Source organism: Exiguobacterium profundum, from assembly GCF_042652865.1.
GTDB lineage: Bacteria > Bacillota > Bacilli > Exiguobacteriales > Exiguobacteriaceae > Exiguobacterium > Exiguobacterium profundum.
Window position 1 is genome coordinate 1,346,654 of record NZ_JBHSHG010000001.1, and the last position, 15,570, is coordinate 1,362,223.

16 protein-coding genes are annotated in these 15,570 nt (G+C 48.7%); 2 read left to right on the top strand and 14 right to left on the bottom strand.

The features are described 5' to 3' along the window. The first annotated feature begins 139 nt into the window (after positions 1 to 139). Positions 140 to 2,905 (top strand): putative bifunctional diguanylate cyclase/phosphodiesterase, encoded by a 2,766-nt coding sequence (locus ACFO4U_RS06935; protein ID WP_215243770.1) that lies wholly within the window; start codon positions 140 to 142, stop codon positions 2,903 to 2,905. 32 nt (positions 2,906 to 2,937) lie between these two features. Here the strand turns inward: ACFO4U_RS06935 and ACFO4U_RS06940 are convergent, their stop codons facing one another. From ACFO4U_RS06940 to hprK, 13 genes are all read right to left on the bottom strand, one after another. Beyond that, entirely contained in the window at positions 2,938 to 3,633 is a 696-nt protein-coding gene (locus tag ACFO4U_RS06940) for a MerR family transcriptional regulator (RefSeq protein WP_159562635.1), read from the bottom strand. Between the two features lie 56 nt (positions 3,634 to 3,689). Then, entirely contained in the window at positions 3,690 to 4,133 is a 444-nt protein-coding gene (locus ACFO4U_RS06945; protein WP_236548933.1) for a hypothetical protein, read from the bottom strand. 89 nt (positions 4,134 to 4,222) lie between these two features. Then, positions 4,223 to 4,738 (bottom strand): DUF2179 domain-containing protein, encoded by a 516-nt coding sequence (locus tag ACFO4U_RS06950; RefSeq protein ID WP_012726919.1) that lies wholly within the window; start codon positions 4,736 to 4,738, stop codon positions 4,223 to 4,225. Between the two features lie 93 nt (positions 4,739 to 4,831). After that, positions 4,832 to 5,068, bottom strand: a complete 237-nt coding sequence (locus ACFO4U_RS06955) for a hypothetical protein (RefSeq protein ID WP_012726920.1) — start codon at positions 5,066 to 5,068, stop codon at positions 4,832 to 4,834. Positions 5,069 to 5,154: 86 nt separating this feature from the next. Further along, positions 5,155 to 6,108, bottom strand: coding sequence for a DNA-binding protein WhiA (gene whiA / locus ACFO4U_RS06960; RefSeq protein WP_159562637.1), 954 nt, complete (start codon positions 6,106 to 6,108; stop codon positions 5,155 to 5,157). A 34-nt stretch (positions 6,109 to 6,142) separates the two neighbouring features. After that, positions 6,143 to 7,138 (bottom strand): gluconeogenesis factor YvcK family protein, encoded by a 996-nt coding sequence (locus ACFO4U_RS06965; protein WP_074036285.1) that lies wholly within the window; start codon positions 7,136 to 7,138, stop codon positions 6,143 to 6,145. Position 7,139: 1 nt separating this feature from the next. After that, a complete protein-coding gene (gene rapZ / locus ACFO4U_RS06970; RefSeq protein WP_031422867.1) occupies positions 7,140 to 8,012 on the bottom strand; it encodes an RNase adapter RapZ in 873 nt (290 codons plus the stop codon). Positions 8,013 to 8,132: 120 nt separating this feature from the next. Then, complete coding sequence (gene trxB / locus ACFO4U_RS06975; protein ID WP_074036283.1) at positions 8,133 to 9,086, bottom strand: thioredoxin-disulfide reductase; 954 nt, start codon at positions 9,084 to 9,086, stop codon at positions 8,133 to 8,135. A 68-nt stretch (positions 9,087 to 9,154) separates the two neighbouring features. Then, positions 9,155 to 10,627: a tetratricopeptide repeat protein gene (locus ACFO4U_RS06980; protein ID WP_215243769.1), complete on the bottom strand. Its 1,473-nt coding sequence runs from the start codon at positions 10,625 to 10,627 to the stop codon at positions 9,155 to 9,157. A 294-nt stretch (positions 10,628 to 10,921) separates the two neighbouring features. Continuing rightward, positions 10,922 to 11,404 carry an acyltransferase gene (locus tag ACFO4U_RS06985; RefSeq protein WP_074036278.1) on the bottom strand — a complete coding sequence of 161 codons (483 nt, stop codon included), beginning with the start codon at positions 11,402 to 11,404 and terminating at the stop codon, positions 10,922 to 10,924. Next, complete coding sequence (gene ppaX, locus ACFO4U_RS06990; RefSeq protein ID WP_159562639.1) at positions 11,397 to 12,047, bottom strand: pyrophosphatase PpaX; 651 nt, start codon at positions 12,045 to 12,047, stop codon at positions 11,397 to 11,399. Before ppaX ends, ACFO4U_RS06985 begins: the two co-directional genes overlap by 8 nt. Beyond that, positions 12,047 to 12,865: a prolipoprotein diacylglyceryl transferase gene (gene lgt, locus ACFO4U_RS06995; RefSeq protein ID WP_074036274.1), complete on the bottom strand. Its 819-nt coding sequence runs from the start codon at positions 12,863 to 12,865 to the stop codon at positions 12,047 to 12,049. Before lgt ends, ppaX begins: the two co-directional genes overlap by 1 nt. 2 nt (positions 12,866 to 12,867) lie before the next feature. Further along, the gene (hprK, locus tag ACFO4U_RS07000) at positions 12,868 to 13,803 is read right to left on the bottom strand and encodes an HPr(Ser) kinase/phosphatase (RefSeq protein WP_012726929.1); all 936 of its coding nucleotides are present in this window, start codon (positions 13,801 to 13,803) and stop codon (positions 12,868 to 12,870) included. Between the two features lie 148 nt (positions 13,804 to 13,951). Between hprK and ACFO4U_RS07005 the strand changes: the two genes are divergently transcribed. Then, on the top strand, positions 13,952 to 14,308 hold the full coding sequence (locus ACFO4U_RS07005) for a hypothetical protein (protein ID WP_012726930.1): 357 nt from the start codon (positions 13,952 to 13,954) through the stop codon (positions 14,306 to 14,308). Between the two features lie 36 nt (positions 14,309 to 14,344). On the opposite strand, the gene ACFO4U_RS07010 is transcribed toward ACFO4U_RS07005, so the two are convergent. Then, a complete protein-coding gene (locus tag ACFO4U_RS07010; protein WP_012726931.1) occupies positions 14,345 to 15,514 on the bottom strand; it encodes a DUF4097 family beta strand repeat-containing protein in 1,170 nt (389 codons plus the stop codon). Positions 15,515 to 15,570: the final 56 nt, after the last annotated feature.

Genomic DNA, 15,570 nt, shown 5'->3' on the forward strand with positions numbered 1-15,570 from the left:
CAATCCTAATTGGATGTGTGTCTTTTTTATTGACTTCTGAAACCTGCAAGTTAAAAAGATATTGACCCTATTTTCTGAATAAGAGACCTATAATAAATAGGAATATATAGATAATTTAGACCAAATCGGGAGGTTTATTTTGAAAAAATTATTACATTTCAGTTCAATTATTCCGTTTGATGATTCGGATAATCATGCTTCATTACCGGAATATTGGATGCATTCACCTGAAGCCATATGTGCTCTTACTAAAGATGATGAAATTTGGTTCGTCAACCCTTCGTTCGAAAAGTTGCTTTCAGAATCCATCGAAGAATTTGTTGAAATACTGTCAAACGAATTGGACCCTTTTGCGGAATCCATAACTTCGTTACACGATGGGATTCAAGTTCGTCTTCAACCGTCGAATCGTCTATTTCAATTGATGCCCGTCCCTATTTCTGTTCACCCTGAGATTACCTTGGTGTTCTCGGTGATAGAGCGAACATATGAAAATGAGCTCGCACAAGAACGCATGCGCTTTGATGCTTATCGTCAAGTCTTCGGCGACATTCACGGTCTCGCCCTCTTTGAGTTCAATTTAGAGACTCACTATTTCGAGACATTTGGATCATTGAAAGATATGTTCGGACTTAGCACTATTTCATCGGATACACATACACCGCTACTCTTCAAACAGTTACTCCACCCAGATGATTTAAATGTGTATTTAAAGATTCTTGGTGAGTTGATGATCGACCCTGAGATTGAGATGCGGGAGTCTGTTGTTCGAATCTTTCATTTAGAAGAATCGCAATACCACCATTATGTTGTACGTAGCCATTTATCTATGGATCGAAAACTACTTACATGCGCGGTGATGGATCAATCGGTCTACCAAACTGACAATGAGAAGATTGAGAAATTCAATCAGTTTATCGAAGCCGGGATGATGGAGTTTGATTTTCAGAGCGATACGTTCCAACACGTTTCTCCTGGCCTATTCCGTATGATTGGATTTGAGATTGAGCCTTCTGATATCACGCTCGAATTTTGGAAGCAGTTTCTTCATCCAGAAGATTTGGAACGACTCACCTCATCACGTCATGAGACGTTACAAGGAGAATCCGCTACTTACATATATCGTGTTTATGTAAAGGATGAATTGAAGTGGGTGGAAGAAAAGCGTGAACCTATCTGGGATCAGAATAAAAATGTAACCGGTTACCGTTCCTATTTGAAAAATATTACGCGACTGCAAGAACAGGAGCAAGAAATCACCACATTACGGACAGTGGACCCGATTACGGGAATTGCCAATCGAGATACGTTAAAGACACATATCGAAGAACTATTAGAAGAGGCGCAATCCGTCACGATGATTGGAATTTCCTTCAACCACTATGCGGAGGTCAAACAAACACTAGGCTTTGAATTAGCAGATGAATGGAATGCCGTAACGATCGGCACGCTCCAACCTTACGTTCCTGATGATGCCTTATTAGCTGTCATTCATGAAGATTTATATTGCATCGTGATTCCTAGTTATTGGACCGATGAGAGAGTCCGGCGTTTCGGTGAAAAGTTGACCACCTTGTCCGAACGCGCTTACAGCATCAGTGAGTATGAAATCTTCCCACACGTTTCCGTCGGTGTCTGTCGCTCCCCACATGACGGGATGACAGCGAACGAACTGATTGCCCATACCGTTCAGGTGACAAATCACGCTTACACACAGGGACATTCCAATCTGGCGTTCTATTCATCGAGCGTTGACTTGCCATCCTTGCGTCGCTATACGTTGATCAATGATTTACGCACCGCCATCAAAAATAGGGAGCTGTTTGTTGTCTATCAACCGAAAGTCCATGCGTGGACCGGTGAAATTGTTGGCGCTGAGGCACTGATGCGCTGGACACATCCAACTTGGGGACCTATCTCGCCTGCTGAATTTATTCCGTTGATTGAGCACAACCAACAGATTGTGGAATTGACGGACTTTTTAATCGAGGAAGTCTGTCGATTTATGAATCACCTACCGACATGCATCCCGATTTCAATAAACATCCCGGCTTCCTATTTCTATCTAGATAACTACATGCAACAACTTCAACAATCCTATACGAGACACAACATCCTACCTCATTATTTAGAAATCGAAATTCCAGAATCGACGCTATTGGAGAACCGAGATCGAATGAAGTCCGTGTTTGAGACATTGAATGCATTCGGCATCACCGTGTCATTTGACGACTTCGGTACCGGTTATTCTTCACTCGCGTACGTACAGGATTATAATATCCAAATCATGAAGATCGACCGAATTTTCGCACACGGCATCCATCAAAATGTGAAATCACAAGCCATCGTCCGTAGCTTGATGTATATCGCAAAAGAATTTGGCATGGATATCGTCGTCGAAGGTGTAGAATGTTTCCGTGATTTGAATTGGTTGCGGGACCATGGTGTCCAAACGATCCAAGGTTATCTCTTCAGTCCACCGGTCGAGAGCGAGCAGATGATTCGTCTCCTTGATCAAACGTATTTGCCTCCGACGGAAGTGAGTTCACTCGAGGGCCATACGATGCTGATTCCCGTTCAAATGATTTTTTCTCGCATCCAATCGTTCACGTCCGATTTGGGTCGAGCACCTGCTCTAGTGTCAATGGAAGATCGTAAGTCGTTCAAATTATATACGACCTTGTTTTTACCGCCGAACGATTTTTTACAGTTCTCCATTCTGATGAAATCGCAGGACCAACCGATTCCTGTCAACATCATCGGAACTCCCGACTTCGAGGATGGGATTTACACATATGAATTAGAGCCAATTGAACAGAGTTTACTAGAGGACGCTACTGAGCACGCCTTCCATCTCACTCCGGAGCAAGCTAAAAATACGTTACATCTCCATCATTTCCTCTAAAAAAGAACGCATCGATGGATGCGTTCTTTTTTCTATTCGATGGGCATCCAAATCTCAATGATGTCGTCCGCTCCACCTTGCCCGTGAATATAGCGCTCGAAGTCGACCGCGTCTCGTAGCGTCACGTCTGGAACGTTTACTAGCTGCTCATACGTAGACGGAATCATCGGGATGCCTCCCTCCACCGTCGCGACGATATAGTTCCCTTTCGTCAGTTCGACACTTCGCGCACTTTCTCCCGACACCGGCTTCGTCATCCCCGCGACATAACCGTTCTCCTGCGGGAGACAGACCCCGTACGACTCGTCTGTCGTCAATTCTGGTTGAAGCTTGGCCCACATGTTCGGGATCTCCTCTAACGTACCACCATATCCATAGACGGAAATGGCTTCATTCAACATCTCATATCGAATCTTCATGTCGTTCCCTCCTGATTGCATCAATCGAATCTGCCTCTCGATTCGATGAAGTCGTTCGATTTCTGCCTGGACTTCATCCAATCGTGTTTCTAGTAATGTATCAACCGGTAGACCCGATTGAATTTGTTCTAGACGGAGTCCAATTTGACGTAATCGTTTGATTTCACTTAACCGTCGAATCTCTTCCATCCCGTACATTCGATACTGATTCTCGGTCCGCGTCGGGCGGACCAATCCGCGCGCTTCATAAAATTTGATCGCCTTGACCGACAATCCGGTCACATGGGCGACTCTTCCGATTGGAATCACGGTTTCCCCACCTCCTACTTTCACTGTACAGTCGCCCCTTAGAGGCAGGTCAATCATTAGTTTTCAGGGACCCGGACACCGAAGACGTATCGGCTATCTCCTTGCGACCACTCTCCGCCGACTTCATAGAGATAGATGCCCGGCTCATCCGGAACGACGAGTTCGGAAGAGACGAGTTCTCCATCCTCGATTCGATTGAAACTCGATGTCATCGGTTCTGCATGATAGACGACATCGATCCGGTCTCCCGGTTTGACAGTGATCAGTTGAAGATCGTCCGCTTCCGGTAGTCCGTAATCGGCGCATGTCGCTTGATTGCCGGTCTCCCAACAGTACGTCGATTGTTCCACTTCTGCCGATACCGAACCAACCCGAATCGTTGGAAGCGGCGGCTTGACACTGTCCTCTCCATCCCCAAATAAGGTCATGGCGAAATAAACGATTCCCGCCCCGACAAGTACAAACAGTAAGATCATCCACACACGTCGATTTCGTTTCACGGTCTCATCTCCTTTCTTCACTAGTTCCCTGTCACGAGATAAAATCCCTACTCTAACAAAAAAAGACCCACTTTCGTGAGTCTTGTGCGTCATTTCGGGCGACGCAGTCCTTTCATCATATAACCGCCTTTGAAGTCGATTGGGTCAAATGCGACGAGGAACGCTTTCGGTTCATGCTTCTCGACGAGTTCACGCAGTTCTTTCATCCGGGTACGGGCCGCCAATACGTCAAGACGGTAACGGACCCCGTCACGTCCTTGCCCTTGATAATGCGTAACTCCATATCCGTTGTCACGCATCTGTTGGATGAGTTCCGCTGGATATTCTTTCGTATGGACTTGAATCATGTTGTAACCGATGGCGAGTTTTCGTTCGACGAAACCGCCAAGTAAGATTCCGAGCCCGAAGCCGACCGCATACACGATCATACCGACCGTCGTCAGATCCTGGAACACGATGCCGAGCGCAAAAATATAGATTAGCGTTTCTAACGTTCCGAATAGACCGGCGATGACGGTCTTCCCTTTCACGAGCATGATCGTCCGGAGCGTTAACACCGGAACGTAGATTAGTTGTAGTAGTAGGATGAGTAAGATTTGACCCATTTGATCGACCTCCGTTCCAATTCATTATCACCACTATTCCAAATTTCTGAAAGAGATGCAACTAAAAAAGGCTGACCGGAGTCAACCTTTCACTTAGTTATCTAGATTCTTTACGCTCGTGAGCAACTCGTAGTCTTTACGAATGACTTCGTAGATTGCGTTCTTGTCCCCGTTCAACAACTCTTCCGCACGAAGCTGGTTCAAGAAGAGGCTTGTAGCGAACGTGACGAGTGCACTTTTCGGAATTCCGATTTCTTTAGCACGCTCTGTGATGACTTGGTCGAGCTTAGCGTCAATCGTGAGCGATAATCTTTTCTTTTCATTCGACATAATGATGAAGCTCCTTTTACTCGCTTTTCATAAAACCTATACACAATTGCTTATTATATAGGAAGAATGGTTTTGGCGCAACCGCATCACGAGGATGCGATCTCATCGCCGCTGCGCACGCGCTCGGCAATCTGGTCAATTTTACGAAGTCTATGGTTGATTCCTGATTTCGAGATCGGACCGGACTCGAGCATCTCCCCGAGCTCCTGTAACGAGACGTCTTGATGCGTGACGCGCAGTTCGGCGATTTCCCGCAATTTTTTCGGTAAGACGTCGAGTCCGACCGTCCGTTCCAAGAACTTGATGTTCTCGACTTGGCGCAATGCCGCACCGACCGTCTTGTTCAAGTTGGCCGTCTCACAGTTGACGAGACGGTTGACGGAGTTTCGCATATCTTTGATGATTCGTGCGTCTTCGAACTCCAACATACCCCGGGTCGCCCCGATCAACTTGAGGAAGTCCGAAATCTTTTCACTTTCTTTCATATACAGGATATGCCCTTTTTTCCGTTCGAGCGTCTTCGCATTCAACTCAAACCGGTTCGCCAAATCACGTAGTGCCTGGTTATGGTTTTCGTACAAGCTATAGATTTCGAGGTGGTACGAGGACGTTTTCGGATGGTTGATTGACCCGCCTGCGAGGAAGGCGCCACGCAAGTAAGCGCGCGCTAAGTTCTCGTCCCCCGTCATATCCGAGTTCAGTGTCCGAATCATCTCGTAATTCTCTCCGAGGATCTCAAGATCCCGAAGCATCGTTTCCGCATGCTGTGACACTCGGACGATGTAGACGTTGTTCTTTTTCAAACGCATTTTCTTCCGTACGAACAAGTCTAACGGATGGTCGTAAAGGCGTTTCATCAACGAGTAAATCCGCCGGGCGATCGAGGCGTTCTCCGTCGAGACATCTAAGGTCATACCTCGTCCAAGGGCGAGCGAGATGACCCCGTTCATCCGAACGAGTGCCGACAGTTCCGCTTTCGCTTCCGTGTCGGTCACTTCGAGTTGTGTCAATTCTTTCTTCACATCTGAGGCAAAGCTCATCGAGTCCCCCTCCTTTCTATCTTTCCAACAATCTTTATTTCAGTTCCAATTCTTGAAATGAGCGCGGCTTCTTGATGCGGAGTACCCGCTGCATGACGAGTCCGGCGATTGCGTCGGAATCATGACGGATATACTCCCGATTATAGTCGACGATGTCCCCAGCGAGAACGTTCGTGCCATAGTTCCGGAGCTTCTTCCGATCGAAACGGACCTCTTCCGATCCATCCTCACGGTAACGCTCCAAATACTCTTCTTCAATCGGTTCGTTGTTGACGACAATCGTGTCAATCGATGCCTTCCCAAGGTACGACTCGATGACTTTCAAGTGTTTCATCGCGTCATAGCCTTTCGTCTCACCTGGTTGCGTCATCACGTTACAAATATAGACGACCGGGACTTTCGATCGGATGATGGCTTCCCGTACAGCTGGGATAAGCAAGTTCGGGATGATACTCGTATAGAGACTCCCTGGACCGAGCACGATGACATCTGCCTCTTCAATCGCCTCGACGACGCCCGGGGCCGGTTCAATGCCTTCTTCGAGTAAAAACATCCGTTTGATCGGTTGCTCATGAAGGGGGATCTTGGATTCCCCTTGGACGATGGTGCCGTCCTCAAACTCGGCTGCGAGGGTCATGAGCGTCTCAGTCACCGGCAATACTTTTCCTTGTGCGTTCAAGAGCTGCGACATGACATCGATCGCTTTGACAAACGAGCCTTCGCAGATGTGGGTCGCCGCCGTGAGCATCAAGTTTCCAAGGGAATGCCCTTCTAAACCAAATCCCGTATCGAAGCGGTATTGTAAAATCTTATCCATTAACGGTTCGACTTCCGACAATGCCAAGATGACATTACGGATATCGCCCGGAGGCAACATATGAAACTCGTCACGAAGACGTCCCGAGCTCCCCCCGTCGTCCCCGACCGTGACGATTGCCGTGATATCGAGTGGATAATGTTTCAACCCACGAACGAGAGTGGACAATCCTGTCCCTCCCCCGATAGCGACTACTTTCCGATCTCGTCTCATGTCACTTCTCCTTCGTCGCGTGAGCGAGGTCTCGGTGGACCGTCTTCACGTTATAACGTTCAGCAAAGTGCTCCGACACTTTCTCAGCGAAGGTAATCGACCGATGCTTCCCACCGGTGCAACCGAATGCCACGACGACTTGCGTCTTGCCTTCCCGTTTATATTGCGGGAGAAGGAACTCGAGCATGTCGATCAACTTTTTATAAAATGCTCGTGCCTCCGGATGAGACATGACGTATTCCTGTACTTCTGTCGTCTGACCCGTGAGTGGACGGAGCTCAGGGATATAGAATGGGTTCGTGATGAAGCGAACGTCGAACAACAAGTCGATATCGAGCGGAACCCCATGTTTGAAACCGAACGACATGAAGTTGACTGTGAACGGGATCCGTTCTTCATTGAATTGTTGGAGGATGCGGTCCTTCAACATCTGAGGCTTCAATTCGCTCGTATCATACAGCGTGTGAGCCCGATCACGGAAACCTTCTAACAGTTCGCGCTCCATCTTGATGCCGACAAGTGGCGCATCTTCCGGTGCGAGCGGATGGGACCGTCGCGTCTCTTTATAACGGCGAACGAGCACGTCGTCCCGCGTCTCTAAATACAACAGGTGCGGATGCACATTCTTTTTTTCCAAATCGTCGATGACGATGAATAAGCTATCGATAAAGTCTCGTGTCCGTGTATCGATGGCGACCGCGATTTTCGGTCGGACCGAGCTGATGACATCAATCAATTGTGGCAAGAGCACCGGTGGCAAGTTGTCGACACAAAAATAGCCGAGGTCCTCGAAACTATTCATGGCGACCGACTTCCCAGCCCCGCTCATCCCACTGATGATGATCAATTCTTCTAATCCTTTAAAGTCTTCCATCTCGCTGACGCCCCCTTAAAATTGACAACCTAGCCGTGTGTGTAGCTCTCTCCATCTAGTATAACGAACGTCCGAAAAAAAGAGAAGGACCGCGGTTCCCCGCAGTCCTACCTTCTTGAATCATGCGTTTTGTTCTTGCAACGATTCGAGGAGCCCCTCGATGAAGTGTTGAGCATTCTGAGCGGCAATCGACCCGTCGTTCGTCGCTGTGACGACTTGACGGAGCGTTTTCTCACGGACGTCACCGGCCGCGAAAATCCCTGGGATATTCGTTTCCATCGCCTCGTTCGTGACGATGTAACCTTGTTCGTTCGTGATGCCGAGGTCTTGAACGAATCCTGTAATCGGGTTCATCCCGATATAGATGAAGACGCCGTCAATCTCGTGGTCTGTCTCTGTCCCGTCAACTGTGCTGACGAGACGAGCTCCACCGACTTTCCCGTCTTTCTCTGTGATTTCTTTCAATGTGTGGTTCCAAATGAAATCGATTTTCTCATTGTCGAACGCACGTTTTTGAAGAATCTTCTGAGCGCGAAGCTCATCGCGACGGTGAACGATCGTCACCTTGTTCGCAAAGCGTGTCAAGAAGACACCTTCTTCAACAGCCGAGTCGCCACCGCCGATGACGAACAAATCTTTCCCTTTGAAGAACGCTCCGTCACATACCGCACAGTACGATACGCCACGGCCACCGAGTTCTTCTTCTCCCGGTACGCCGATTTTCTTATACTGAGCACCAGAGGCGAGGATGATTGCACGTGCTTTATAGTCACGGTTGTGCGCATGCACGATTTTATATTGTGTTTCATCCGAGATGCTTTGCACGTCCCCATATGCATACTCCGCACCGAACGCTTTCGAATGGTCGAACATTTTTTGAGACAAGTCAGGACCAAGGATGCTGTCATAGCCCGGATAGTTCTCGATGTCTTCCGTGTTGGCCATCTGACCACCTGGAATCCCACGTTCAATCATAAGTGTTGAAAGGTTCGCACGTGAAGCATATAGCGCAGCGGTCATTCCGGCAGGACCGGCACCGATGATAATGACGTCATAAATTTTTTCTTCTGTCATGTTGATTCCACCTCTGCAAGAAATTGATTGCCTTTAGTATAAGAAACCTGTAAGGGTATCGTCTATCTTTATGCTTGTTCGAGTGTCCGTTTGAACGAACGGACCGTCTCTGTCAACGTGTCGACCGAGAGATGGAAGGCGTTCGCACAATTTTCGAGAATCAATGCGTCCCGTTTCGTATAAAACATCCAGACGAGCGCAGCGGCCGATGCCGTTACGTCCATGAATGATTCATCAGACAACAGAAGCGTCGCGAAACGTTCATAGAAGTCACCCTCTAGGCTCATCCGTTCCGCTTCTGATACATGTGCTTCAGCCAAGACGAGCGCATCAAACGCACGCTTGATCCGGACGTCTCCTTTGAACGGTTGCTGACAAAGGTCGGCACGACACATCTCTGCGAACGCACGGACCGTCCCGTTTTCCGTCACCGCATTCGTGAGCGCAAGCGCTTCGAACGCTTCGTCATCTTTTAAGTTGGCGATGATTCGGATAATCTCGATTCGAGCCAAGTCGCTCTCTTGACGCAATCCTTGGACGAGCGCCGAACGAAATTCGAGGTTTTCTCGGATGTCGAAGCTTTGTTTCTCTTCAAACTGTTTCATCTCTTCATTGTTCAAGTAGGTGGCTGCCTCTTCAAGTCGTCCTGTCTTATAGGCAGACACGCTGAGCCAATGCCCAAACAATGGGTCCCCACGGAATCCGCGGTCTTTCAATAGACGTAGTTCTTCATATGCACGGTCGTAATGTCCGACAAGCGCGAGTGTCGTCGCTAATTTATAACGTAAGTCAAATTGGAGTGGACGGACACGTGTGAGCGGTGTCGACAACTGCAGGGCCACTTCCGATTGACCCGCTTCATGGAGCAAGAGAATCGTGTTCAAGATTGCATGCAAGTTGCCTGGATTTTGGTCGAGCACGTATTCGAGCGTCCGGAATGCCGCTTGGTCATCACCAAGGTAAAAACTGACGACCGACAGATTGTTGTATGCTGGCCAAAACGATGGATATTGACCGATGAGACGCTCGAGTGTCACCTTTGCCGCAAACAATCGTCCTTTATCGATTTGACGCTGCGCTTCCGTATGCCACGTGATCAATTCGTCTTCTTCCTCGTCCTCTAACTCTTGTTCGAGTTCGATCAGTTCAAGAAGGGATTGCACGGCTTCCCTGAAGTGACCTTTCGTGTCACGGGCGAGATATTCGGATGCATAGTGCGCCGCTTCCTCATATTGAGAGACATAGGCACAGTTGCTTGCTAAGTGATACAGTGCCTCTGTTGCGGTCTCATCGAGCTCTAATACTCGTTTCCACACGTCATTGGCGTGGTAGACCTCCCCTACTTCAAATAACAGTTCTGCGTACTGTTTATGATAGTCGACGCGATGCGTGGCTGCCGCTGTCGCTTCAGCCATGAAAAAAGTCGCTTCATCCAGGCGACCTTCACGTAACGCACGACGACCTCTATAGTAGTGGAGCTCCGCAGCGAGCGGAGATTCTGGTTCGGGTAGCGTCATTACTGCTTCATAGTTCGCTTCCATATTCTAAATCCTCCACATCATCTCTAAATCTTTTTTTAGTTGCAGGGATAAGAATACCGCACTCGAACAGCGAGGGCAACTGAAAAAGTTAAAAAAAATTGCGACTATATTCCCTCTATAATGAATATTTTTTACTAGGTTCAAAAATTGTTTTTGAACGAAAATATGATAGCTTCATTTCTGTACATTTATCCATGAAAAAGCGGAATCTCTTTAAAAAAAAGTGATACCGCTCAAGTATTATTGATTCTGTATGAACAAAATACTCATGAAAACATTTTGCGAAAAATTGTGTCAAATATGTGTCAACGATTGAAGCTTTGAACCGATGACCCGCTCTCCTGGTAAGACGTCACGGTGCACGACCGCGCCCGCGCCGATGACGGCACCGTCCCCGATGGTTACCCCTGGCAGGATGGTAACGTTCGCACCGATCAATACGCCATCACCGATGATGACGTCCCCGATCCGATACTCGTCTACGAGATACTCATGACAGAGGATCGTCGAATTGAATCCGATGACCGTATTGCGACCAATCGTGATACGTTCCGGGAACATGACGTCCGGTGTGACCATGAGAGCAAGGGCACTATATTCTCCGATATTCATCCCGAGGAACGTCTGGTAAAGCCAACGCTTTGCCTTCACCGACGGAAAGTAACGACCGACCAGAACGACCGTCGTGTTTTTGAAGACACGCAGAAAGCGAATCGTCTGATACATTTGCCAAAGCGGATTCGGTCCCTCGATGTGATATCGTGTCGTCTTACGCATGAATACTGACCTCGTCTAGCCACGCCTCGAAATGTTCCATCGAGTCGATGATGACGTCCGGTTCGAGCGATTCGAGGAATGGACGCCCTTTGAGGGCCCAGCCGACAGCGACCGTCTTCGTTCCGGCATTTTTCCCGCTGAAGATATCCGTGTCGTTGTCTCCGACCATGACGGCGCGTTCTGGTGACGAGTCGAGTGCTTGTAGTGCACGCTCGACCGGTTCAGCGTGAGGTTTTTCGTTCTCGACATCATCCGCTGTCACGACGACGTCAAATAAGTGGTCGATATTGAACAATCGAAGACCGCGCTCGACTACCGGACGACCTTTCGACGTGACGATGCCCATCTTGTATCCTTTCGCATGAAGGCGATATAGCCCCTCGATGACTCCTGGATACTCTGCGACGAGTTGGTCATGCATGGCGATGTTGAAGCTCCGATAGAAGGCTTGCATCTCTTTCCATTCCGGCTCGTTGAGTTCACGGAACGACTTTTCGAGCGTCGGTCCGATGAATCGATAAATGTCTTCATCCCGATACGTATGTTCCGGGAAATAATAGTCGAACGTATGGCGGAAACTCGCGATAATGAGTGGGTTCGTATCGAGTAATGTACCGTCTAAATCAAATAAGATCGTATCCATTAATCAAACAATCCTTTCTCTGATGGGTCGTTGTAACGTTTCGCCTTGCGACGAAGAATCATCGTGACGATACCGAAGAGGATCAAGGCGATTGACACCATTTGCGCCGCACGCAAATCTCCGGACATGAGACTGTCCGTACGAAGTCCCTCGATATAGAAGCGACCGATTGAGTACCAGACGAGGTATGACAAGAAGATATACCCACGTCGTGGATTGCCAATCATGCGCCACGCGACGAGAAGGATGACCCCGATGATATTCCATACACTTTCATATAAGAAGGTCGGGATATAATAAGTCCCATCGATGTACATCTGATTGACGATCCAGTCTGGTAGCATGAGCGTATCTTGCAAGAAACTACGCGTCGTCTCGCCACCATGTGCCTCTTGGTTCATAAAGTTTCCCCAACGCCCAATGGCTTGTCCAAGAAGAAGCGATGGCGCCAAGATGTCCGTCACTTTCCAGAACGACATCGACTTTCGCATACAATAGACGATGACGACAAGGAGAGCACCGAAGATGGCTCCATGAATGGCAATCCCACCTTGACGAATGTCGATGATTTGTCCGAGGTTCTCTGAATAATAATCCCATTGGAACGTCACGTAATAAATGCGCGCGAAGACGATGCTGATCGGAATCGACCAGATGACGACATCCACGAGTCGTTCCGAATCATAATTGATACGTTTTGCTTCGTATAAGGCGAGGACGAGACCAAGCATCGCCCCGAAGGCGATAATCATGCCGTACCAATAGATTGGCAAAGAGCCAATCTCAAACGCCACACGATCAAATGTCGGTTCTACCATGCTCACAAGTCTCCTTCAGTATCCTGAATCGCGTTCGCGAGACGTTCTGCGAACTCTTCAGCCGTATTGATTCCCATATTTTGCAGACGATAGTTCATCGCTGCGACCTCGATGATGACTGCCAAGTTTCGACCAGGTCGAACGGGGATGGTCAAGAGCGGAACTTCACTGTCGATGATTTTCATCGTATTGTGGTCGAGTCCGACACGGTCGTATACTTTGCCCGCGTCCCAGTTCTCCAAGTTGACGATGAGACTGATCTTTTTATGCGACCGAACCGCACCCGCACCGAACAACGTCATGACGTCGATGATGCCAATCCCACGAATCTCGAGCAGGTGACGAATGAGCTTCGGTGCTGATCCGACGAGGAGCTGGTCCCCCGTTTGACGAATCTCGACTGAATCATCGGCGACGAGGCGGTGCCCCCGTTTGACGAGTTCAAGTGCCGTCTCAGATTTCCCGACACCACTCTGGCCCTTGATGAGGACACCAACACCGTAAATATCGACGAGCACACCGTGCATCGCCGTCATCGGTGCTAGTTCCATCTCTAGGAAGTTCGTAATTTGTGATTCAATCGATGTCGTCACCGCATTCGTTCGCATGAGAGGAACGTTTGCTGCTTCCGCCTCTTCTTCGATTTCTTTTGGAATATCGAAGCCACGCGTGATTAAAATTCCTGGCGTCTGTTCCGTACACAAGATTTTAGCTCGTTCACGACGCTTCTCTTCCGAGAGGCTCGCATAGAATGTCAACTCCGTCTTCCCAAGCACTTGCAGGCGGTTTTTGGCATAGTGCGTATAATAGCCAGCAAGGACGAGACCCGGTCGACTCAGGTCGGGTGTTGCGACCGGTCGATGAAGTCCTTCCTCTCCCGCAATAACTTGAAGTTTAAAACGCTCAACAACTTGAGCGGTACGTACGATATTTTGCATCAGTATCTGCCCCTTTCACGCTCATTATTGTATCATAGCTCTTTCTAAGACGGGCTAGGGAAGTGATGAAGAACGTGTCAAAAAATTGTTGAAACCATCCTATTACACCGTTCGTATGTAGGGTATAGGCTAACTAGGAGGTGGAATAATGGAAGGTTTATTTGGAATTGTCATCTTATTTGCGCTAGTGATTGGAATTGGGTCCCTCGTTTACATCATCAAATCGTTAATCGATATGTGGAAAGAATATGCCGCGACGAAAAATGAGACGATCTTGCTCTTGTTCATCTTGAACATCATCGGATTCTTCTTGTCCGGAGCGCTCATCTCCATGATTGTCGCCATCATCTTCTATTGGAATCGCTCGAAGTCGATGCGCCTTCTTGGAATCATTCTCTTGATTGCCGGACCGGTCCTCTTCATCGTGTTTGCTATCAGCGCCTTCACTCTGTTTGATACACAGATGATGGATTGGCAACAGATGGAGTACGAAATGAATCTATAATCAAAAAATCCCGAAGGCTGAGCCTTCGGGATTTTCTTATTGTTGATGGAACGGATTGTTCAAATCGCCCGGGTCGACAGGATCGACCGGGTCAGCCGGTTCCACTTTATCTTCATCGAGGAATGTGGATGGCGTATAGACCGAACCGTGCTCCAAATCGATTGTACCGGTACGCGTCCCCGCCTCGACTTCGATACGAGGGGTTTGACCGCGACCCGATAAGAATTCCAGACGACGCTGTGCGACGTCCTTGCGGTCACGGATGATTTCGAGCTCATCAAGCAAGCAATGCAGACCACCGAAATTCGTCTCGAGCTCCCCTTCGACCTCGACGCCGTGTGGTAACACGAGTCGAATGTTCCCGGCGAGTGACGCGAGTTCAAACTTCGCAGGACGAGCTGTCGCCAGTTCCGCGCGGATGTTTCCGTTCCCGGTCTTGAGGGAGGCTTTATCGTACTTCCCACCGACGATGACGGCACCGTTTCCGGTCCGAACGTGAACGAGTTCCGCTTCGACACCTTCGACCTCGACCGTCCCATTACCAGTGTTCAGTAATAGTTCGGATGCATGCACGTCATGGAGCACGACACGCCCGTTTGCGGTTTGCACACGAACGTTCTCGACATCGAGACCATCGGCACGGACTTCACCGTTCAACGTTTGAACAAGAAGATGGTTGAAATGGTGGTGCGGGACGTACAGTTCCACGTGGGCCCGGACGAGTTTATCACGGAGCGAAACGACGAGACGATCACCAATGACAGAGTGCTTAACCGCAGACTGTAACTGTTCGAGCGCCTTATCCGCATCTTGTTGGCGAAGCGGACGACCCGTGACAATCAGTTCACAATCTTCGGCATCAGACGAAACAATCGTCGCCGACGCGTTGAACAGGTCGAGCGAGATATCGCTACCTGTGAACGGGAACGACTTCGAATACGTCACTTCCGGACCAAAGTTCGAGCTGAATGAGAAGTCGCTGTCGCGAAGTTTCGTCACGAGCCCTTCCACTGCAGATGTCAGTTTCGTTGTGAGCGATTCAACCGAATAGGCATCGACCTTTTCTGTATCCTGTCGCTCTTCAAGCGCTTGAACCTGTTCCGGTTCAAGTCGCTCGAGACGTTCGAGTTGCGTCATCGCCTCCTCGATCGTCATCTTGCCTTCCTTCACTTGCTGGAGAATCAGTTCACGCATTTCTTGTTTCACGTTCGTTTTCCCCCTTCAATTTGGTTGCACGTCAATTACCTTCCCGTTTCTCACCA